Genomic DNA, 20,406 nt, shown 5'->3' with positions numbered 1-20,406 from the left:
CGGAGCCTGGGGGACAACCTCGGGGGCTCCCCCCCGGGCCCCCGTACCCCCCCCGGCCCCCCCCCCGCCCCCCCCCCCCGGGGGGCCACGGGCGGCGGGCCGCTCCGCGTCCCGGGGGGCGACGGCCTGCCGCGGGGTCAGTCCTGGGTGTAGGTGAGGCTGTCGCCGTCGGCCATGGTGCGGACGAGGGAGCCTCCCTCGACGGTGAGGGTGGAGGGGTCGCCGGCCGAGCAGGAGCTGAGCGGCTCGCCGTCGACCACCCGGGAGGGGCCCAGCCCGAGCACGCCGTCGCCGCCGGGCGCGTCGGTCAGGACGGCCTCGAAGACGCACCGGTAGGAGGAGGACGTGCCCTCCAGCGGCCCCTCGGCCACCAGGGTCAGCACCGGGTCGCCGACCTCGCCCTGGCTCAGCGTGATGTGACGGGGGTTGGACCCCGCCGTGTTCTCGATGACGGCGCTCCACTCCCCGAGGAACCGCTCGGGCACCGCGCCCGGGCCGCCGTCGCCCTTGTCGTCGTCGGCCGAGGTGGTCGGGGGCGGTCCGGGCCTCCCGGTGGTCTCCGTGGTCGCGGAGCCGGAGGCGCCGGTGCGGGTGTCCTTGTCGGCCCGGGCGTCCGTGTCCTTGCCGCGCATCACGCCGTACACCACCCCGCCGGCGATCAGCGCGACGACCAGCGTCGCCGCCGCGACCAGCACCGCGGTGCGGGCGCGGCCCCCGTCGTCCGGGGGCCCGGTGGGCGCCACCGCCGTCGCGCCCGGGAGCGGCTGCCCGAACGGCCCGGCGGTGTGCTGCCCGGGGACGGGCGGCCAGCCGTAACCCCCGCCGCCGTGCCCCTGGGCGTGGCCGCCCTGGACGGGGCCCGCGGGGTACGGGTGGGGTGCGCCGAAGGCGGGCGGGAACGCCGGGGCGGCCGGAGGAGCGGGGGCGGCGGGCGCGGAGTGGGCCGCGGGAGCGGCGGGCGGCGGGGGCGTGCCGGGACCCGTCACCACCGTGAGCGCCTCCTCCGGCCGCGGCCCGGGGTCCTCGACGTCCAGGAGTTCCGCCGCGTGGCGCCCCAGCTGGGCCACCAGCCCGGCCGGCAGCCACGGGTCGCGGGTGCGGCCGGCCGCGAGGGTGACCTGCTCGCCGCCCACCTGCCCGAGCACGTCCTCCAGGGAGGGGCGTGCCGCCGGGTCCTTGCGCAGGCACGCGCCGATCAGCCCGGTGAGCCCCTCCGGGACGCCGGTGAGGTCGGGCTCGTCCTGGGCGATGCGGTACATCAGGGCGTGCGGTCCGCTCTCCGCGTCGCCGAACGGGACCCGCCCGGTCGCCGCGTAGGCCAGCACCGAGCCCAGGCTGAAGATGTCGACCGCCGCCGTGATCCGCTCGCCCCGCACCTGCTCCGGGGCCATGAAGCCGGGCGAGCCGACGACCGCTCCGGCATGGGTCAGCCCGCTGTCGTCGGCCGTCTCCAGCGCCCGGGCGATCCCGAAGTCGATCACCCGGGGCCCGTCGATGGTGATCAGCACGTTGGACGGCTTGAGGTCCCGGTGGACGAGTCCCGCCGTGTGGATGTCGCCGAGGGCCCGCGCGAGTCCGGCCGCCAGGATGCGCACGGTGCGCTCCGGGAGCGCACCGTGGTCGCGGCCGACCACCCGCTCCAGCGACGGCCCGGCCACGTACCCGGTGGCCACCCACGGCACGTCGGCCTCGGTGTCGGCGTCGAGCACCGGCGCCGTCCAGTCCCCGCCGACCCGGCGCGCCGCCCGCACCTCGTGACGGAACCTGGCCCGGAACTCCTCCCGCGCGGCGAGCTCGGCGCGCACCAGCTTCACGGCCACCGTGCGGCCGCGGTCCGACCTGGCCAGGAACACCTGCCCCATGCCGCCCGCGCCCAGCCGGGCCAGCAGCCGGTACGCCCCGATCCGCTCGGGGTCCCCCGCACCCAGCATCTCCATCGCGCCGTCCTCCCCTGGACCGGTCACCGCGCCCCCCGCGGTCCCCACAGCTCAGCCTCCGAAGCGTATCGGCGGATCCGGCCGGCGCGTGCCACGAGGAGGCCACACCCCGGCGACGAAGCCGTGGCCGCCGGCGTCCGCCCGCCGACCGCCGCGAGGCTGTTCTCCGCCACGCTGGTTAAGGTGACCGCAGGTAATGGACATGAGACGTGTACCAGGGAGGGAGAGCGCCGATGGGAACGACCGGCGTGCCCGGCCCGGTGACCCGCAGCACCCTGCGCCAGCAGATCGCCGAGGCGCTGCGCGACGAGGTGCTGGCCGGGCGGCTGCATCCGGGCCAGGAGTTCACGGTGAAGGAGATCGCCGAGCAGTACGGCGTCTCCGCCACGCCGGTCCGCGAGGCGCTGGTCGACCTGTCCGCGCAGGAGCTGCTGGAGGCGGTGCAGCACCGCGGGTTCCGGGTGCGGGCCTTCAGCGTCGAGGACTTCCGGCACATCGTCCAGGCCCGCGCGCTGATCTCCGACGGCATGTTCCTGCGGCTGGCGGCGCGGGCCCGCTCCGGCGCCCGGGGCTTCCCCGACGTGGCGGAGACCGCCTCGCTGGCGGCGGTGCGGCGGCGCGGCGAGGAGTGCCAGCGGGCCGCCCACTCCGGCGAGTTGTCCGTGCTGATCGGCTACGACCTGCGGTACTGGCGGGAGTTGAGCGGCCTCTTCGGCAACCCGTACCTGACGGACTTCCTGCACCGGCTGCGCGTGCAGGCCTGGGTGTGCACGGTGCAGCACCTGCGGCGGCTCGCCGACCTGCGGGGCCACATGTGGGCCGGGCACACCGCCCTGGTGGACGCGCTGGGGCGCGGCGACGCCGAGGCGTCGCAGCAGCTCGTCGCGGAGAGCAACACCTTCTCGCTGGACCTGGTGGAGCGCCTCACCGCCACGGACGCCGCCGACGGCTCCCGGGAGCCGGGCCGCGGACCGGACGGACAGCGCGGATAGCGGGGAGGCGGGTTGAGGCCCCGTACACGGGGGACCACTCCTGCACGGGCCGGTCCGGCCCGGTACCCACTACGCTTCCCCTTCCACCTTTGACCCGAGGAGTCGTCCTTTGGCCTGTGACCTGTGGCTGGTCCCGCTCGTCGACGTGTTGTGCCACACCCCGGACAACCCCTTCGCCGAGGAACTCGCCGTCTACGACCGGGCGTTGATGGCCACCGGTGCGCAGCCGGTGCCGATCCACCAGTACACGCCGGGGGTCACGGGCGACGTCGCCCCGGTCGCCGGCTTCGACTACGAGGCGCTGCACTTCCTGCGCCGGGTCTACCTGCTCCAGGCCTGCGGGCTGCCGGTGACGCCGGTGGACGAACTCGGCGGCGACTACGAGCAGTTGCTGGAGATGTTCGAGACCACGGCGCAGCAGTCCCACCTGGTCTGGCACTACGACCACGCCGGGGCGTACCTGCCGGTGGACTTCCCGCACCCGCTGGTCAACGACGAGCTGCTGGAGGGCGGCGGGCCGCTCGGGTCCTCGCACGGGCTGCTGCGCGACCTGGAGTTCGTCGCGCCGGCCCTGGGGATCAACCCCGCCGCCCCGCCGGCAGCCCCGGCGCCGCCCTCCGCCCCCACCGAGCTGGAGCAGCCGGCCGACCCCGCGCCGTACGACCCGAGCCCGTTCGCCCGGGAGCGCCACGTGTGGCTGGGGCTGCACGCGGCGGCGGTCCGCAGCCTGGGCCAGGGCTCGATGATCGTCTTCAGCTGACGCCCCGGTCCGCCGCGGTCACCGTCGCCGCCGTCGTCACCGTCGCCGCCGCTGTCGCCGCCACCGTCGGCGTCGTCGTGCGGGCGCCCCCGGTCCCCCGTCGTCGTGGGTCACCGCGGCTCCGGGGGGCGCTGGCGCGGCATGTTGGGCCGGGGGGCCGCCAGGGAGAAGCGGCCGGCGCCGCCCACCGGGACGGCCACCTCGCTGCGTCCCCCGTCGACGGCCCCCCGGGCCGCCGCGGGGACGTCGCCCCGCCGGAACTCGCCCATCCAGTCCGCCGTCTCGGCCCGCACCAGTTCGGTGACGTCCTCCGAGAACCTCCGCAGCACCCCCAGGCACCGCTCCGCCGCCTCGCCGGCCGTGCCCTCGGTGGGGCCCAGCACCTCGCGCACGTTCTCCGAGGCCCAGTCGAACTGGAGGGCCTGCAGCCGCCGCTGCACCGCCTGCGCCGTGGCCATGTCCCGCATCCAGCCGGAGGTCACCCCGAAGAAGCGGTCCGCGCCCCCGCAGGCGAGGGCCAGCAGCAGCGAGAGGTACCCCCAGGGCGCCGCCCCGTCCATCACCTCGGCGAGGTCCAGCAGCGGGAGTCCCGCCGCGAGCACCGCCCCGGTGGCCGCGCCGCCGCGCAGCGCCCTGGCCGCGCGGCGCTTCCAGACCCGGTCCCCGAGATACCAGGCGGCGGTCTCCAGCGCGCACCGCTCGACCCACCGGTAGAGCTCGTCCAGCCGCCGGGCCGGCACGTCCCAGTCGCCCTGCGGGAAGGGCCGCCCCAGCAGATCCCCCGGCAGCCCCGGCGCCCCCGGCCCGCCTCCGGTCCTGTTGAGGCCGACGCGCCCGCCACCGGTCCGGCCGCCGATCCGGCCGCCGGAGCGCGCCCCGCCGGTCCGGGCGCCGGCGATGCCGGTTCCGGGGGGCCGGTCGCCCGCGCCCGACGGCGCCTCGGACCGCCCGCCCTCACGCGACGGCGACGACGGCGGCTCCTCGGACCCGCTCTCCGGCATCTCCGGCTGACTCACCCGGCTACTCCCCACACACCTGTAAACGATCACTGCCGACCCGCCCGGCGGCCGCCTGCCCGCGCCCGCCGTCGCCGCCCCCGCGGTCCGGGCCACGGCCGGCCCTCCGGCTCCCGTGACCGGACCCGGCACCCCGTCGGCACTGTGCGTGACGCGGTGATCACGTGGCGTGCTCCGCGTGTCGGCACCCTTCCTACCCCCCAACGAGTGGCACAGGCGGCGGTTTGAACCACGGATCCGCCCGTAAGTGGCCTTTCAACAGGCGCTGGAGCCTCGACACGCTCACCCGAAAGTGTGACGGAGCGGCCATCGCGTCGACCGCGTAGGCTCGTTCAAGAGGGGTGAATCTTTCCGCCCTCTCAGGAAAGACGTGTCCGTGACGTGTCGTGTTCCGGCGTGCCGGAACCGTCGTGCCCGGTGCGAACGCGCCGGCCCAGCGAGCTCAGGAGCTGAATCGTGTTTCCCGGTGGTGGCCAGCCCAACATGCAGCAGTTGCTGCAGCAGGCCCAGAAGATGCAGCAGGACCTGGCCCGCGCCCAGGAGGAGCTGGCGAACACGGAGGTCGAGGGTCAGGCCGGCGGCGGCCTGGTGCGGGCCACCGTCACCGGTTCCGGTGAGCTGCGCGCCCTGGTGATCGACCCCAAGGCGGTGGACCCCGAGGACACCGAGACCCTCGCCGATCTGGTGGTCGCCGCGGTGAAGGCCGCCAACGACAACGCACAGGAGCTGCAGTCCCGCAAGCTCGGCCCGCTGGCCGAGGGACTGGGCGGCGGCAGCGGTATCCCGGGTCTGCCTTTCTGACCCGGGGGGCGGCGACTACCGTACGCAGAGGGCGGCTCCGCCAGGAGCCCCGAGGAAGGCAGGCAGGGCGTTGTACGAGGGCGTGGTCCAGGACCTGATCGACGAGCTGGGAAGACTCCCCGGCGTCGGTCCCAAGAGCGCGCAGCGCATCGCCTTCCACATCCTGCAGGCCGAGCCGACGGACGTCCGCCGGCTCGCCCAGGCCCTCATGGAGGTCAAGGCCAAGGTCCACTTCTGCGTCACCTGCGGGAACGTCGCGCAGGAGGAGCAGTGCGCGGTCTGCCGCGACCCCCGACGCGACCTCGCCGTCATCTGCGTGGTGGAGGAGCCCAAGGACGTCGTGGCGATCGAGCGGACCCGTGAGTTCCGCGGCCGCTACCACGTGCTGGGCGGAGCCATCAGCCCCATCGAGGGGGTCGGCCCCGACGACCTGCGGATCCGGGAGCTGCTCGCGCGGCTCGCCGACGGCGCCGTCACGGAGCTGATCCTCGCCACCGACCCCAACCTGGAGGGCGAGGCCACCGCGACGTACCTCGCCCGCATGATCAAACCCATGGGCCTCAGGGTCACCCGCCTGGCCAGCGGCCTCCCGGTGGGCGGCGACCTGGAGTACGCGGACGAGGTCACCCTCGGCCGCGCCTTCGAGGGGAGACGACTCCTAGATGTCTGACGCAACGCTGCACTCCACCGCGACGGACCCCGGTGACTTCGCGGTCCAGATCGCCGACCAGGTCGAGAGCTTCCTGGTCGCCGTCACCGAGGTCGCCCGGGGCGACGACCCCGACTCGGCGGTCCCGTTCCTCCTGCTGGAGGTCTCCCAGCTGCTGCTGGCCGGCGGCCGTCTCGGCGCGCACGAGGACATCGTGCCGGACGAGCGCTACGAGCCCGACCTGGGCCCGGAGCTGGACGTCGACGAGCTGCGCGAGCGGCTGGCCGCGATGCTCGACCCGGTCGACGTCTACTCCGAGGTGTTCGACCCGTACCAGCCGCGCCGCGCGCCGGTCCCGGCCCGCATCTCCGACGACCTCGCCGGCGTCATCACCGACCTCCGCCACGGCATGGCGCACTACCGCGCCGGCCGGGTGACCGAGGCGCTGTGGTGGTGGCAGTTCTCCTACCTCTCCAACTGGGGCGCGATGGCCTCGGGCGCGCTGCGGGCCCTGCAGTCCGTGGTGGCGCACGTCCGGCTCAACCAGCCCCTGGAGGCGCTGGACGGCCTGGACACCGACGAGCACCTCGAGGAGGAGGCGCTGGCCGAGGCCGCGGGCGAGGTCATGTTCCAGGAGATCGCCGGCCCGCTCGGCCTGCGCCGCGTGAAGTGAGCCGCGGCGCGGTGTGAAGCAAGCCATACAGCCTGCTCAGGGGTTTACCGTCACCCGTCCGGGGGAGGTGCGCCCTCGGCCGGGGCGGTGCGGGAGCCGCCCCGGTCACCTGCGGGCGGTGGCGCACAAAAGGGACATCTCATCATCCGGTTGACCGGATGGGATGTTCAGCCGCTCGTTAGACTGAATCGACCGCCGCACACCTGTGCGCGCGGCTAGAGACGGAAGCGAGCGAGGAGCGCACGTGGGCCTTGTCGTGCAGAAGTACGGAGGTTCCTCCGTAGCCGATGCCGAGGGCATCAAGCGCGTCGCCAAGCGGATCGTGGAGACGAAGAAGAGCGGCAACCAGGTGGTTGTCGTGGTCTCCGCGATGGGCGACACGACGGACGAGCTGATCGATCTCGCCGAGCAGGTGTCGCCGATCCCTGCCGGTCGCGAACTCGACATGCTGCTGACCTCCGGAGAGCGGATCTCCATGGCGCTGCTGGCCATGGCGATCAAGAGCCTGGGCCAGGAGGCGCAGAGCTTCACCGGCAGCCAGGCGGGTGTCATCACCGACTCGGTCCACAACAAGGCGCGCATCATCGATGTCACGCCGGGTCGCATCCAGGCCTCCGTGGACGAGGGCAACGTCGCGATCGTCGCCGGTTTCCAGGGCGTCAGCCTCGACACCAAGGACATCACCACCCTCGGCCGCGGCGGCTCGGACACCACCGCCGTCGCCCTCGCCGCCGCGCTGGAAGCGGACGTCTGCGAGATCTACACCGACGTCGACGGCGTGTTCACCGCCGACCCGCGCGTGGTGAAGAAGGCCCGGAAGATCGACCGGATCTCCTTCGGCGACATGCTGGAGCTGGCCTCGTCCGGGTCCAAGGTGCTGCTCCACCGCTGTGTGGAGTACGCCCGCCGTTACAACATCCCGATCCACGTGCGGTCGTCCTTCAGCGGGCTGCCCGGCACCTGGGTCAGCAACGAGCCCATTGAGCAAGGGGAGCAGCAGGTGGAGCAGGCGCTCATCTCCGGTGTCGCCCATGACACCTCCGAGGCCAAGGTCACGGTCGTCGGCGTGCCCGACAAGCCGGGCGAGGCCGCGGCGATCTTCCGCGCGATCTCCGACGCGCAGATCAACATCGACATGATCGTGCAGAACGTCTCGGCGGCCTCCACGGGCCTGACGGACATCTCCTTCACGCTGCCGAAGTCCGACGGCCCCAAGGCCATCGAGGCGCTGGAGAAGGCGCGCACCGCCATCGCGTTCGACTCCCTGCGCTACGACGACCAGATCGCCAAGATCTCCCTCGTCGGCGCCGGCATGAAGACCAACCCCGGCGTCACCGCCGACTTCTTCGACGCGCTCAGCCGGGCCGGCGTCAACATCGAGCTGATCTCCACCTCGGAGATCCGCATCTCGGTGGTCACCCGCGCCGACGTGGTCGACGAGGCCGTGCGCGCCGTGCACAGCGCCTTCGGTCTCGACTCGGACAGCGACGAGGCCGTCGTCTACGGCGGCACCGGCCGCTGACGCAGCGCCTTCGCCGGAACCGGGGCCCGTCTTTCCTCGTCCTTGGATGAGGGAAGGGGGGCCTCGTCCGCTTTCTTCGGGCGATGAAACCCCTGGCCGGCGGCCATGAGCTTTATATGATCGGGGCGGACGTGTGTGCGGTCCGGCCGGCGCCTCTTGCCTCGGCCGCTGTCCCGTCCGAAGATTTCCCTTTCGCTGTCAGGGCGGTCGGGGGGACGTTCCGGGGGACGGTCGACGTATTGGGGAAGAGCGGGGCATGAAAGATTTCGGGACGCGTTCGACGAGGGCGTACAACCCTCAGGGGGGTCGGGACGTCCAACGGGCGTGGCAGAGGTTCTCGAGTTCCCCGTGGCGGCACGCAACGCCGGCCTGCGCCCTCGCCGGTCCCCCAGACCCGGCGGTACGCCGGGCGGCATGCCGGTGATCGCGCCCATGCCGTCGGCGCGTCGCGCACGTGTACCCGCTCCCCGGCAGGGTGACGGCCTCATGCCGTCCCAGGCCACCGGCTCCGCCGAGGCGGTGGCCGGGGCCGGAACCACGGTCGACCACCTCACCGCGACCTACCGGGAGCACTACCGGTCGCTGCTGCGCCTCGCGGCGCTGCTGCTCGACGACACCGCGTCCTGCGAGGACGTGGTGCAGGAGGCGTTCATCCGGGTCCACTCGGCCCGCCGCCGGGTCCGTGACCCGGAGAAGACGCTCGCCTACCTGCGCCAGACCGTCGTCAACCTGTCCCGCTCGGCCCTGCGCCGCCGCATCCTCGGTCTGAAGCTGCTGTCGAAGCCGATGCCCGACATGGCGAGCGCCGAGGAGGGCGCCTACGACCAGCTGGAGCGCGACTCGCTGATCAAGGCCATGAAGGGGCTGCAGCGCCGCCAGCGCGAGGTGCTGGTGCTGCGCTACTTCTCCGACATGACCGAGGCGCAGGTCGCCGAGACACTGGGCATATCCGTGGGCTCGGTGAAGGCCTACGGCTCCCGCGGCATCGCCGCCCTGCGCGTCGCGATGGGAGCGACGGCATGAGCGCTCCCGACGACGACGACCTGGCGCGGCGCACCGCTTTCGGCCGTTCCCGGCCGTCACGGGTACGCCGCACCCGCCACTCCTGGCATCCTTGGCTCCCGTCGGACCGCGGTCCGACGGCGCAGAGCCCGAGCGCCGCCAGCCCGCAACCCAGCCCGCACGAACCGCACGGTGGGAACGAACCTGTGAACGAACGCCCCGACGAACAGAGCCTCGGGTCCGGGCTCGGTCCGGACGAGGCGGAGCTGCGACGGCTGCTCCACCAGGCCGTCGACGTGCTCGAGCCCAGCGACGACACCCTGGACTACCTCCGGCACGCGGTGCCCGCCCGGCGGGCCCGCAAGCGCCAGGCCCTGGTGGGCATGGCGGCGGCCGCCCTCTTCGCCGGCACGGCCGTCCCCGCGGCGGTGCACGTCTCCACGGCGGGCTCCGCCGAGGACGTGCGCGCCGGCAGCGCGTCGGGCAGCACCGAGGTCCAGGGCGGCCAGGGCGACGACCTGCACACCGGCGTCACCGCCGGCACCGCGCTCCCCGGCCTGCCGGGCGTCACCGACGAGGTCGGGTCCCGGGGCGGCGACAGCAAGGGCGGCAAGGACGCGGGCGCCGACGCGAGCGCCCCGGCGTCCGCCCCCACCTGCACGGCGGCCCAGCTGTCGGCCCCCGTCGGGGAGCTCGGCCCGGTCGGCGCCGACGGCAGCGTCTCGGGCGTCTTCCGCGTGTACAACTCCTCGATCGCGGGCTGCTCGGTGAGCGACCCGGGCACCGTCTCGGTCAGCGCCCTGGGCGCGGCCGACCCGGCCCGGATCGCCGTCGTCCGGCAGGCCGGCGACCAGCAGGAGTACGAGCAGTTGCTGCTCGCCCCCGGCAACTCCTACGAGATACGCGTCTCCTGGGTCGCCTCCGGCTCCTGCCCGACCGACGACCCGGTGGAGTCCCCGACGACGTCCGGCGGGACGGACGGCGGTGGCGGCGATGCGACGGGCGGCCAGGACGGCGGCACCAGCGCGCCTCCCACCGTGGGCGGCAGCACCGACGGCCGGGTCGGCTCGACGGGCAACGAGGGCGCCGAGGACGGCGTGTCGACGCAGCTGGGCAAGAGCCAGGCGAACGCGGACGGCAGCGTCGTGGTCAGCTACCGCCCGCAGGGCGCGGACGCCGCGGGCGCGGCGGCCTCGGTGACGGTCCCGGGCGCGTGCGCGGGCACGGTGTACCGGACGGGGATCCTCGCGGGCAGCTGAGGCCCGCGGCCCGGGCGGGGCGGGGCGGAGCGTCCGGGCGGGGTGCCCGGACCCGGCCGGATCGGACCGGACCGGACCGGATCGGACCGGACCGGTTCCGGGCAGCGATCAGGAAGCGGCGGGAGCGGACTCCCGCCGCTCCTGCGTTTCCGGGGTCCGCCCGGTGGTGGCCAGGGCTCCGGCGGCGTCGGAGGCGTTCGCGGTGTCGTCCGCGTCCTCGGGGAGGATGCCCAGCTCGGCGTCCCGGACGAACTCCGCCTCGCGTCGCAGCAGCCGGTACCACATGAAGACCACGAAGCCGGCGAAGACGAACCACTCGCCGGTGTAGCCCAGGTTCTGGAAGGCCTTCAGGTCCAGCCCGCTGCCGGGCGCGGCCGCGGGCGGTACCGCCTTCATGCCCGCGTCGCCCTTGTTGAGCACGACCCAGGCGTCGTACACGTCGTACGGCACCAGGTTCACCAGCGAGGCGGCGCTGATCGCGCCGGTCTGCCCCGCGGGCAGGCCGCCGGCCGCGGGCACGCCGTTCTGGCCGGGCACCTCGGACACCTGCAGCGCGCCCGTCACCGTGACCTCGCCCGCGGGCGGGGCGGGCACGTCGGCCGCGTCGGGCGTACCGGGCAGCCAGCCGCGCACCACGGGCAGCGCCCTGCCGTCGCCGGTGCGGAGCATGGTCAGCACGTAGGAGCCGCGCCGCTCGTCCACCTCGCGGTCCGGCACCAGCAGCTGCTCGCCGTACCGGCCGGTGACGGTGGCCTGGTCGCCGACCGTCCGCTTGTCGACGGGGAGCAGCTCGGCCAGCGGCCGCGCGGTGCTCGGGTCGGCTTTGCGGTCCTCGGCGGCCTGGGCCGTCGCGTCGCGGTGGCCGTCCACCCGGGTCTCGAACCGGTCCAGCTGCCATGTCCCCATGAACACGCAGAACGGCACGGCGAGCAGCACGAAGACGTTGATCCCCCACCAGCGGGGCGTCAGCAGGAACCGGTACACCCCACCCACGGTACCGGGGCCCCGCCCGGTCCCCGGGGCCGGGCTGCCCGCCCGCCCGGCCCTCGGGAGCCGCCGCCGCGAGGCCGCCGGAACCGGTGTCCGCACCACCCCGCGCCCCGGCCCGCCGAGCAGGCACTATGGGGCCATGACTGACACCACCGGCCACGCCGAGGCCCCGGAGACGCCCACGACCATGCCCGACTGGGAGAAGAGGTTCAGGGCCCCGCGCCTGTCCCTGCCCGACTGGGCGGAGGACGCCCCCGACCGCTCCCTGTTCGTCTCCAACGCGACGGGCACCTACGAGCTCTACGCCTGGGACCGCGCCACCGGCGCCCAGCGCCAGGTCACCGACCGCCCCAACGGCACCACGGACGGCACGCTGACCCCCGACGGCGCCTGGATCTGGTGGTTCGACGACACCGACGGCGACGAGTTCGGCGTCTGGCGCCGCCAGCCGTTCCACGGCGGCCCCGACGAGGAGGCCGTCCCCGGCCTGGAGCCCTCCTACCCGGCCGGTCTCGCCCTGGGCAGGGACGGCCGCACCGCTGTGGTCGGCCGCTCCGCCGACGACGAGGGCACCACCATCCACCTGGCCCGGGACGGCGAGGACCCGGTCGAGATCTACCGGCACGCGGAGTCCGCCGGGGTCGGCGACCTGTCCCATGACGGCTCGCTGATCGCCGTCGAGCACACCGAGCACGGCGACGCCATGCACTCCGCGCTGCGCGTGCTGCGCCCCGACGGCAGCACCGTCGCCGAGCTCGACGACACCAAGGCCGGCACCGTCGAACTGGGCCTGGAGGTCCTCGGCTTCGCCCCGGTCGACGGCGACGCCCGGCTGCTCGTCGGCCACCAGCGCCGCGGCCGGTGGGAGCCCATGGTCTGGGACGTCGCCACCGGCGAGGAGACCGACCTGGCCCTGGAACTGCCCGGCGACGTGAGCGCCGAGTGGTACCCGGACGGCTCCGCGCTGCTGATCGCGCACAGCTTCGAGGCCCGCAGCGAGCTGTTCCGCTACGACCTGACGAGCCGCGCCCTGGAGGAGATCGACACGCCGCCCGGCACGGTCTCCGGCGCCACCGCCCGCCCCGACGGCAGCGTGGAGTACCTCTGGTCCTCCGCGGCCCGGCCGCCGGTGGTCCGCTCCACCTCCGGCCGCGTGGTGCTCGACCCGCCCGGCATGAAGGCCCCCGAGTCGGTGCCGGTGGAGGACGTCTGGGTGGAAGGCCCCGGCGGCCGCATCCACGCCCTGGTGCAGAAGCCGGCCGGCACGACGGGCCCGCTGCCCACCGTCTTCGAGATCCACGGCGGCCCCACCTGGCACGACAGCGACGCCTTCGCTGCCGGCCCCGCGGCCTGGGTCGACCACGGGTACGCGGTGGTCCGGGTCAACTACCGCGGCTCCACCGGCTACGGCCGGGAGTGGACGGACGCCCTCAAGCACCGGGTGGGCCTGATCGAGCTGGAGGACATCGCCGCGGTCCGCGAGTGGGCCGTCTCCTCGGGCCTCGCCGACCCCGCCCGCCTGGTCCTGACCGGCGGCTCCTGGGGCGGTTACCTCACCCTGCTCGGCCTGGGCACCCAGCCGGAGACGTGGGCGGTCGGCATCGCCGCCGTCCCGGTCGCCGACTACGTGACGGCGTACCACGACGAGATGGAGGCGCTGAAGGCCATGGACCGCACGCTCCTGGGCGGCACCCCGGAGGAGGTCCCGGAGCGCTTCGAGGCGTCGTCCCCGATCACCTACGTCGACCGGGTCACCGCGCCGGTCTACCTCTCGGCCGGGGTGAACGACCCGCGCTGCCCGATCCGGCAGGTCGAGAACTACGTCAAGCGCCTGGAGGGCCGCGGGGCGGTCCACGAGGTCTACCGCTACGACGCGGGGCACGGCTCGCTGGTGGTCGACGAGCGCATCAAGCAGGTCCGGCTCGAACTGGACTTCGCGGCACGGCACCTGCCGGGTGCGGACGCCGGTCGGGACGCCGGTGCGGGCGCGGCGCCGGCGGCGGGCTGACGCCGTCCGGCCGGTCCGCGCCTGCCCGTTCGTCCGCCTGTCCGTGAACTGTCCGTAGTGGCCGACGACGCCTCGGTATACGTAAAGTCACGATTCGTTCACTCCCCGATGCGTCAACGCCTCACCTGCGGGATACGGATAGGCCGTGCTCACAGATTCGACCAGCTCCCACCAGAACCCCCAGCGGCGCGTGCCCGAGCGGCACGCGCCGGCGGCCGGGGGTCCCGGGTGTGCCGAACCCCTCGTGTTCGCCTCCCAGTTCAGGTCCTCGCCCCGCGGGGCCCGGCAGGCCCGGCACTGCGCTGTGCGCCGGCTGGCCGAGTGGGGGTTCCCACCGACCTCCGACCTGTCCTGCGCGGTCGCCCTGCTGGTCGGTGAGCTGGCCGCCAACGCGGTGCGCCACGGGCGGGTGCCGGGGCGGGACTTCGCGCTCCGCCTCGTCGTCGACGAACTCGGCGGCCTCGCCCGCGTCGAGGTGATCGACGCCTCCGAGACCCCGCCGCCCTCCGTCGCCGCGCAGGCCGCGCCGGAGGACGAGTCGGGGCGAGGGCTCCTCCTGGTCGACGCGCTGGCCGTCCGCTGGGGCTCGCAGCCCCGGCAGCCGATCGGCAAGATCGTCTGGGCGGAGATCAAGACCGGCTGAGCCGACTGGGCGGGGAGGGCGGGGACTTGGGGCCCGCATCGAGGGCGGGACCGGGAGCCGCGGGGCCGGGGGCGGGAGGTTGGGCTACGTCCGGTCTCCCTCCGCCGCCCAGCGGGCCAGCTCCTCCGCGGTGCGCGGGACGAAGCCCGCGCCCGCCCCGCCGCCGCGTCCGCGCAGTGCCGCCCCGACCGCGACGCCCCACGGTATCCGCAGGCCCGCCTCCCGCAGCGCCTCCGCCCGCGCCAGCAACTCCTCGGCGGGTCCCACCCGCGCGCCCGCCGGGGTCAGCAGCGCGACGTCGTCCGCCCACCGCAGCGCCAGGTCCACGTCGTGGGTGGCCATCATCACCGTGGTCCCCCCGCGCCGCAGCGACTCCAGCGTCGCGAGGAGCCGCTCCTGCCCGTCGGGGTCCAGCCCCGCCGTCGGCTCGTCGAGCACGAGGACCCGCGGCCGCATGGCCACCGCCCCCGCGACGGCCGCCCGTTTCCGCTGCCCGTAGGACAGCAGGTGCGTGGGGCGGTCGCCCAGCCCGGTGATGTCCAGCGCCGCGAGCGCCTCGTCGACCCGCGCCCGGACCTCCGCCTCCGGCAGCCCCAGGTTCAGGGGCCCGAACGAGACGTCCTGCGCGACCGACGCCGCGAACAGCTGGTCGTCCGGGTCCTGCACGACGAGCTGCACGGTGGACCGCAGCCGGGTCAGCCCGGCGCGGTCGTACGACACCGGCCCGCCCTCCAGTTCCACCCGGCCGGAGCGCGGCCGCAGCCCGCCGCTCAGCAGCCGCATCAGCGTCGTCTTCCCGCTGCCGTTGCGCCCGAGGAGGGCCAGGGCGCGGCCCTCGCGGACCTCGAAGCCCAGGCCGTCGAGCACGCGGGGGCCGTCCTCGTACCCGAAGGACACGTCCCGCAGGGCGACCAGTGGCGCGGCCGTGACGTCCGCTCCCGCCGCGACGTCTGCCGGGCCCCCCGCCCCCGCGGCCGCGTCCTCCGTGCTCGCCCCGTCCCCGGGTGTTCCGCTCGTCCCGTTCACGACAGACGTCCTTCCAGCACGGCGTCGAGCACGACGATCACGGTCAGCAGCGCGACACTCGCGCCGACGAAGCCCCCGGAAACCCGGGTGGGCGGGACCAGGACCCGCAGCGTCCCGTCGTACCCCCGTCCGGCGAGGCCGCTCTGCAGCCGGCCCGCCCGGTCGAAGGCCCGCACGAAGGCGGTGGCCCCCAGACCGCCCAGCGAGCGCCAGGCCGCGGCCCTGGTCCGCTGCCCGAGCCGCGCCGCCTGCGCCTGCCGGACCTGTCGCACCGAGTCGAGCAGCAGGAACGCCATCCGGTACGTCACCACCGCCACGTCCACCACCGCCGCCGGCACCCCCGCCCGCACCAGGCGGGGCAAGAGGTCCGACATCGGCGTGGTGAACGCGAACACCAGCACCCCCAGCGAGGCCGCCGAACTCCGCAACAGGAGCTCACCGGCCCGCAGCGCCCCGTCGGGCGCCGGGCCCAGCACCGCGCCGTCCGGCCCGCCGACCCGCACCAGCAGCGTCGCCGCGCCGGTGACGCAGAACCCGAGCGGCGCGCGGTACGCCCGCCACAGCCGCCCGGCCGGCACCCGCGCGGGTCCCAGCAGCACCACCAGGGCGGTGACCAGCACCAGCAGGGCGCCCGGCCACGGCGGCAGCACGACGGCGAGCAGCGTGAGCCCGAACCCGAGCACCGCCTTGTCCACAGGATGACGGCGGCGCCAGCAACTGCCGTGCGCCGCCGCGTCGATCGACAGCACAGGCGTCAAACCCGCCTGGTCGCGGCGTCGTTCCGGCCGTCGTGGGTGACGGCTCCGGCACCGGTGCCGGCGTCCGCGTCCACGGTGCCGGCGTCGACGGGGGCGGCGATGGCGTCCGCGTCCACGGAGGCGGCCGGAGCGGCCACCTCACCGGCGGCAGCCGTGCCCGCCGGGGTACTCGCGGCCGCGGCCGCCCGGGCTTCGCCCTGCCGACGCCCGCGCCACAGGCCCAGGCAGTAGGAGACGACTCCCGCCCCCACCGCCGCCTGCAGCGCGAACAGCCCCGACTCGATCTCGCCGGACGGCGGTTCGTACACCGGCGAGAACCAGGGGCGGTAGTCCGGGTCGATCTCCTGGATCGCCACCTCCGCCTCGGCGTCGGCCCCGGTGAACGGCTCGGGCTTGTGGTCGCCCATGCCGAGGACCACCGGCAACACCGCCATGGCGGCCACGGTCAGCACCAGCAGCAGGTTGATCCGCAGGTTCCGGCTCATCGCGACACCGCCCCGGTGCTCGTGCCCGCGTCGGTGTTCGTGCCCGCGCCGGTGCCCGCGCCGGTGCCCGCGGCGGTGTTCGTGCCAGCCCCGGTCCGGGCCTTGCCGAGCCCGGCGGTCCGCAGGCCCAGCCGGGCCAGCTCACCCGCGCTCGACTGCGCCAGCAGCCGCACCACCAGCACGGTGAGCAGCCCCTCGCTGACCGCCAGCGGGATCTGCGTGATCGCGAAGATGGACCCGAACTTGCCCAGCGCGCCCGCGAATCCGCCCACCGGGTCGGGGAAGGCCAGCGCCAGCTGCACGCTGGTCACGCAGTACGTGCTGAGGTCGGCGACGAACGCCGCGCAGAACACCGCCACCGCGAGCCGCGCCCCGCACCGCAGGGCCAGCCGGTACACGCCGTACCCCGCCCAGGGGCCGACCACGGCCATCGAGAAGACGTTGGCGCCGAGTGTGGTGAGCCCGCCGTGGGCGAGCAACAGCGCCTGGAACAACAACGTGACGGTGCCGAGCACCGCCATCACAGGGGGCCGGAACAGCACCGCCCCCAGCCCGCTCCCCGTGGGGTGCGAGCAACTACCGGTCACCGACGGCAACTTGAGTGCCGACAGGACGAACATGAACGCGCCCGAAGCTCCCAGGAGCAGTGTGCTCTCGGGATGTTCCCTCACCTCACGGGTGAGTTGACGAACTCCGTGGACGACAAACGGCGCAGACGCGGCAACCCAGGCGATCGCGTGCGCCGGAGGAAGAAACCCCTCGGCTATGTGCATGGCTCAGCAGACCCTCTCCAGCACCTCGTGGATGGACGACGCGCCTTGGCCGGTCTCCTGGCTGACGGGTACCACACGCCCGTGCTCCGCCTTCCCGGGTCCGTGAGGACCCAGTGGCTGCCCGCGAGGGCCGGAGCCGGACTTCCCGATCACAGTGGCGAGGGCCGCACCGGCATCACACCGGATTTCCCGTTCACCAAGACCTTGTGACAGTAATCCGGCATCCCGCCCACTGACAAGCGAGCCCGATCCGGCCACCGGCGTCCGCGACCACCCGACGCGCCCCGCACCGCAGGCGCCGCAAGGGCCGAGGGGCGGGTTCAGTCCTTCCCGCGGTCGAGCCCCCAGGTCTGCAGGACGAAGGGCCGTCCCTTCTCCTCACCCTCGATCAGGGGCACGTCCAGCAGGCGGAATCCGGCCCTGGTGGCGACGCCGACGCTCGCCGCGTTCTCCGCCTCCAGCTCGAGGATCACCTGCTCCGCCCCCAGCTCCTCGAAGGCGTACGCCGCCATCACCCGCACCGCCCGGGCCGCCAGCCCCTGCCCGCGGTGCGCCGGTCCCACCGCGTAGCCGATCTCCACGCCCTCCGGAGCCCGGCGCAGCATCACCTCGCCGAGCGGGGCCCCGCCGTCCAGCGTGATGGCGAGCAGGATGGTCGTCCCCTCGGCCCGCAGCTCACGGGTGCGCACCAGCCGTGCGCGCGAGGCCGACTCGTCGAAGGGGGAGACGATGGGCGTCCAGTAGGCGATGTCCGGGTGGTCGAACAACGCCGGCATCGCTGCCAGGTCGTCCTCCGTCCAGTCCCGGAGGACCAGACCCTCCCCGGTCAGTTCCATCCGCTCGGGAAAGGGCGACGCGTGATGACTCATGCGGGGGTGACCTCCTGGCCTGGCCGGAAACACACGGTGGCACCGGCGCCGGGTGCGCGAGTGCCGCGGAGGGTGCGCGGTGCACGGTGCACGTCCTCGTGGTGCATTCCATCCTCCATCCCGACCGGATGTCAGTCCGATTTTCGCCGGGCGACTCTACTGGCGGCGACCCTCATCCCCCGGGGTCTCTCACCGGAGCTCGCTGAAGCGTTCCGTCTCCCGGGTGCCGCCGGCGACGATGATCGTGTCCCCCGGTCCCAGGACCGTCGCCGGCGTCGCGTACGTGAAGGCCTCGCCCGGACGCTTGACGGCGACGACGGTCAGCCCGAAGCGGGAGCGGATGTCGCTCTCGCCCAGGGGGACGCCGACGATCCCGGCCGGCGGATTCGTCTTGACCATGGCGAAGCCCTCCTCCCACTCGATGTAGTCGAGCATGCGGCCGCGGACCAGGTGGGCGACCCGCTGCCCCATGTCGTGCTCGGGCAGGACGACGTGGTGGACGCCGAGCTGGGAGAGGATCCGGCCGTGCTCCTCGCTGGTCGCCTTGGCCCAGACGTGCTTGATGCCGAAGGAGACCAGCAGCGAGGCCGTGAGGATGCTCGCCTCCAGGTTGGAGCCGATGGCGACGACGGCCCGGTCGAAGTCCTGCACGCCCAGTTGCCGCAGCGCGTCCTCCTTGGTGGAGTCCGCCCGCACGGTGTGGGTGAGGACCCCGGACAGCGCCTGCACGACGTCCTGACCGGCGTCGATGCCCAGCACCTCGGTGTCCGCCTCGACCAGCGCCTTCGCGACGGCACGGCCGAACCGGCCGAGGCCGACGACCACCACGGCGTCCCGGTGGCCGGCCCGCTGCCTGCGCTGCCTGCGCTGTCTGCTGGGGATGAACTTCCTAGCCAATGACGGGACGCTCCTCGGGAAGGTCGTACAGGCGGACGCGATGGCGCAGGGCGAGCGCGGACGCGACGGTGATCGGCCCGAGCCGCCCGACGAACATCAGCACCACCAGCAGCAGTTGGAGGCCGACGGGCAGACGCGCGGTGATGCCGGTGGACATCCCGGTGGTGGAGAAGGCGGAGACGACCTCGAACAGCGACCGGTCGAGGCCGTGCTCGGCGAAGACCATGAAGGCCATCGTGGAGACGACGACCGCGGCCACCGACAGCAGTGCCACGGTCAGCGCCTGGCGCAGCAGCGGCGCGGACAGGCGGCGGTCGAAGACGTTCACCGAGCTCTCCCCGCGGATCTCCGTGTACAGCACGAAGAACAGCACCGCGAAGGTGGTGACCTTGATGCCGCCGGCCGTGCCCGCGCTGGACCCGCCGACGAACATCAGCACGTCCATGCCGAGCCAGCTCACCGGGCGCAGCGCGGCCAGGTCGACGCTGTTGAACCCCGCGGTGCGGGGGATGACACCCTGGAAGAACCCGGCCAGCAGCTTCCCGGGGACGTCCAGCGGGCCCAGCGTCGCCGGGTTGGACCACTCCGCCGCGGTGACGAAGGCGCAGCCGCCGACCAGGAAGACGCCGGTGCCGCAGAGCGCGATTTTCGTGTGCGCCGACCAGGTGCGGGGCCGGCGGAACCGGCGGCGCAGCTCGAACAGCACGGGGAAGCCGAGCCCGCCGGTGATGATCGCCAGCGCGACGGGCACGCAGATCCACGGGTCGGTGACGAAGGACATCAGGCTGTCGGAGTACAGCGCGAAGCCGGCGTTGTTGAACGCGGAGACGCCGTGGAACACCCCCAGCCACACCGCCCGCGGCCACGGCTCGTCGTAGCCGGTCGCGAACCGCAGCGTCAGCGCCAGCGCGGTCACCGCCTCGACGGCCAGGGAGGCCTTCACCACGCCGGTCACCACCGCGCGGATGTCCCCGAGCCCCAGCGTCTTGGTCTCCGTCGCCGCGGTCATCCGCGCGCGCAGGCCCATCCGGTGCGAGACCAGCAGGACCAGCACGGACGCCGACGTCATGATCCCGAAGCCGCCGACCTGCACGAGCCCGAGGATCACCACGTGCCCGAAGCCGCTCCAGTACGAGGCAGTGTCCACCACGACCAGGCCGGTCACGCACACCGTGGACGTCGCGGTGAACAGTGCCTCCAGCAGCCCGGCGCCACCCGGTCCCGCCTTGGCGGCAGGCAGCATCAGCAGCCCCGTGCCCGCCGCGACGGCCGCGGCGAAGCCGGCGACCACCACCTGCGCGGGGTGCCGCAGCCGCGGCCGCAGCCCGCGCCGCGGACCGGGCCCC

The 20,406-nt window shown here is 74.2% G+C and carries 20 protein-coding genes and 1 riboswitch; of the genes, 10 read left to right on the top strand and 10 right to left on the bottom strand.

Features of this window, described 5'->3' with window-relative positions; translation table 11 throughout:
* Positions 1 to 137: 137 nt before the first annotated feature.
* A complete protein-coding gene (locus ACFRAV_RS08120; protein WP_382552617.1) occupies positions 138 to 1,937 on the bottom strand; it encodes a protein kinase in 1,800 nt (599 codons plus the stop codon).
* 233 nt (positions 1,938 to 2,170) lie between these two features.
* Here ACFRAV_RS08120 and ACFRAV_RS08115 point away from each other — a divergent pair, with 233 nt between their 5' ends.
* Positions 2,171 to 2,929: a GntR family transcriptional regulator gene (locus tag ACFRAV_RS08115; RefSeq protein ID WP_382552615.1), complete on the top strand. Its 759-nt coding sequence runs from the start codon at positions 2,171 to 2,173 to the stop codon at positions 2,927 to 2,929.
* Positions 2,930 to 3,038: 109 nt separating this feature from the next.
* A complete protein-coding gene (locus ACFRAV_RS08110; RefSeq protein WP_382552613.1) occupies positions 3,039 to 3,689 on the top strand; it encodes a hypothetical protein in 651 nt (216 codons plus the stop codon).
* A gap of 110 nt (positions 3,690 to 3,799) precedes the next feature.
* Here ACFRAV_RS08110 and ACFRAV_RS08105 read toward each other — a convergent pair whose 3' ends face one another.
* Positions 3,800 to 4,705 carry an SLATT domain-containing protein gene (locus ACFRAV_RS08105; protein ID WP_382552611.1) on the bottom strand — a complete coding sequence of 302 codons (906 nt, stop codon included), beginning with the start codon at positions 4,703 to 4,705 and terminating at the stop codon, positions 3,800 to 3,802.
* Between the two features lie 456 nt (positions 4,706 to 5,161).
* Here ACFRAV_RS08105 and ACFRAV_RS08100 point away from each other — a divergent pair, with 456 nt between their 5' ends.
* The 6 genes from ACFRAV_RS08100 (at position 5,162) to ACFRAV_RS08075 (ending at position 10,611) form a co-directional block, all read left to right on the top strand.
* Positions 5,162 to 5,506: a YbaB/EbfC family nucleoid-associated protein gene (locus tag ACFRAV_RS08100; RefSeq protein WP_108956940.1), complete on the top strand. Its 345-nt coding sequence runs from the start codon at positions 5,162 to 5,164 to the stop codon at positions 5,504 to 5,506.
* 70 nt (positions 5,507 to 5,576) lie between these two features.
* The gene (recR, locus tag ACFRAV_RS08095) at positions 5,577 to 6,176 is read left to right on the top strand and encodes a recombination mediator RecR (RefSeq protein WP_382552609.1); all 600 of its coding nucleotides are present in this window, start codon (positions 5,577 to 5,579) and stop codon (positions 6,174 to 6,176) included.
* Complete coding sequence (locus ACFRAV_RS08090) at positions 6,169 to 6,828, top strand: DUF5063 domain-containing protein (RefSeq protein WP_382552607.1); 660 nt, start codon at positions 6,169 to 6,171, stop codon at positions 6,826 to 6,828. Before recR ends, ACFRAV_RS08090 begins: the two co-directional genes overlap by 8 nt.
* Before the next feature lie 244 nt (positions 6,829 to 7,072).
* Positions 7,073 to 8,350 carry an aspartate kinase gene (locus tag ACFRAV_RS08085; protein ID WP_382552605.1) on the top strand — a complete coding sequence of 426 codons (1,278 nt, stop codon included), beginning with the start codon at positions 7,073 to 7,075 and terminating at the stop codon, positions 8,348 to 8,350.
* Positions 8,351 to 8,674: 324 nt separating this feature from the next.
* Complete coding sequence (locus ACFRAV_RS08080) at positions 8,675 to 9,373, top strand: SigE family RNA polymerase sigma factor (RefSeq protein ID WP_382552603.1); 699 nt, start codon at positions 8,675 to 8,677, stop codon at positions 9,371 to 9,373.
* Between the two features lie 185 nt (positions 9,374 to 9,558).
* Complete coding sequence (locus ACFRAV_RS08075) at positions 9,559 to 10,611, top strand: hypothetical protein (RefSeq protein WP_382552601.1); 1,053 nt, start codon at positions 9,559 to 9,561, stop codon at positions 10,609 to 10,611.
* Between the two features lie 108 nt (positions 10,612 to 10,719).
* On the opposite strand, the gene ACFRAV_RS08070 is transcribed toward ACFRAV_RS08075, so the two are convergent.
* On the bottom strand, positions 10,720 to 11,595 hold the full coding sequence (locus ACFRAV_RS08070; protein WP_382552600.1) for an SURF1 family protein: 876 nt from the start codon (positions 11,593 to 11,595) through the stop codon (positions 10,720 to 10,722).
* Positions 11,596 to 11,740: 145 nt separating this feature from the next.
* Between ACFRAV_RS08070 and ACFRAV_RS08065 the strand changes: the two genes are divergently transcribed.
* Together ACFRAV_RS08065 and ACFRAV_RS08060 are read left to right on the top strand one after the other, a co-directional pair.
* Positions 11,741 to 13,609 (top strand): S9 family peptidase, encoded by a 1,869-nt coding sequence (locus ACFRAV_RS08065; protein WP_382552599.1) that lies wholly within the window; start codon positions 11,741 to 11,743, stop codon positions 13,607 to 13,609.
* Positions 13,610 to 13,754: 145 nt separating this feature from the next.
* Positions 13,755 to 14,252 (top strand): ATP-binding protein, encoded by a 498-nt coding sequence (locus tag ACFRAV_RS08060; RefSeq protein WP_382552597.1) that lies wholly within the window; start codon positions 13,755 to 13,757, stop codon positions 14,250 to 14,252.
* Between the two features lie 84 nt (positions 14,253 to 14,336).
* On the opposite strand, the gene ACFRAV_RS08055 is transcribed toward ACFRAV_RS08060, so the two are convergent.
* The 7 genes from ACFRAV_RS08055 to ACFRAV_RS08025 form a co-directional block, all read right to left on the bottom strand.
* Positions 14,337 to 15,167, bottom strand: a complete 831-nt coding sequence (locus tag ACFRAV_RS08055) for an energy-coupling factor ABC transporter ATP-binding protein (RefSeq protein WP_382552705.1) — start codon at positions 15,165 to 15,167, stop codon at positions 14,337 to 14,339.
* A 107-nt stretch (positions 15,168 to 15,274) separates the two neighbouring features.
* On the bottom strand, positions 15,275 to 16,027 hold the full coding sequence (gene cbiQ, locus ACFRAV_RS08050; protein WP_382552703.1) for a cobalt ECF transporter T component CbiQ: 753 nt from the start codon (positions 16,025 to 16,027) through the stop codon (positions 15,275 to 15,277).
* Positions 16,028 to 16,032: 5 nt separating this feature from the next.
* Complete coding sequence (locus ACFRAV_RS08045; protein WP_382552595.1) at positions 16,033 to 16,521, bottom strand: energy-coupling factor ABC transporter substrate-binding protein; 489 nt, start codon at positions 16,519 to 16,521, stop codon at positions 16,033 to 16,035.
* The gene (locus ACFRAV_RS08040) at positions 16,518 to 17,294 is read right to left on the bottom strand and encodes an energy-coupling factor ABC transporter permease (protein WP_382552594.1); all 777 of its coding nucleotides are present in this window, start codon (positions 17,292 to 17,294) and stop codon (positions 16,518 to 16,520) included. The genes ACFRAV_RS08045 and ACFRAV_RS08040 overlap by 4 nt, the downstream gene beginning before the upstream one ends.
* A gap of 29 nt (positions 17,295 to 17,323) precedes the next feature.
* Positions 17,324 to 17,510: riboswitch (cobalamin riboswitch) on the bottom strand.
* Between the two features lie 104 nt (positions 17,511 to 17,614).
* Positions 17,615 to 18,163, bottom strand: coding sequence for a GNAT family N-acetyltransferase (locus tag ACFRAV_RS08035; RefSeq protein WP_382552593.1), 549 nt, complete (start codon positions 18,161 to 18,163; stop codon positions 17,615 to 17,617).
* Positions 18,164 to 18,352: 189 nt separating this feature from the next.
* Positions 18,353 to 19,060, bottom strand: coding sequence for a potassium channel family protein (locus ACFRAV_RS08030; RefSeq protein WP_382552591.1), 708 nt, complete (start codon positions 19,058 to 19,060; stop codon positions 18,353 to 18,355).
* Positions 19,053 to 20,372, bottom strand: a complete 1,320-nt coding sequence (locus ACFRAV_RS08025; protein ID WP_382552702.1) for a TrkH family potassium uptake protein — start codon at positions 20,370 to 20,372, stop codon at positions 19,053 to 19,055. The genes ACFRAV_RS08030 and ACFRAV_RS08025 overlap by 8 nt, the downstream gene beginning before the upstream one ends.
* Between the last annotated feature and the right edge of the window lie 34 nt (positions 20,373 to 20,406).

The organism is Streptomyces sp. NPDC056600 (genome assembly GCF_042792855.1).
Classification (GTDB): domain Bacteria; phylum Actinomycetota; class Actinomycetes; order Streptomycetales; family Streptomycetaceae; genus Streptomyces.
The sequence above is the reverse complement of the archived record's forward strand: the minus strand, read 5'-3'. Positions and strand labels throughout refer to the sequence as shown.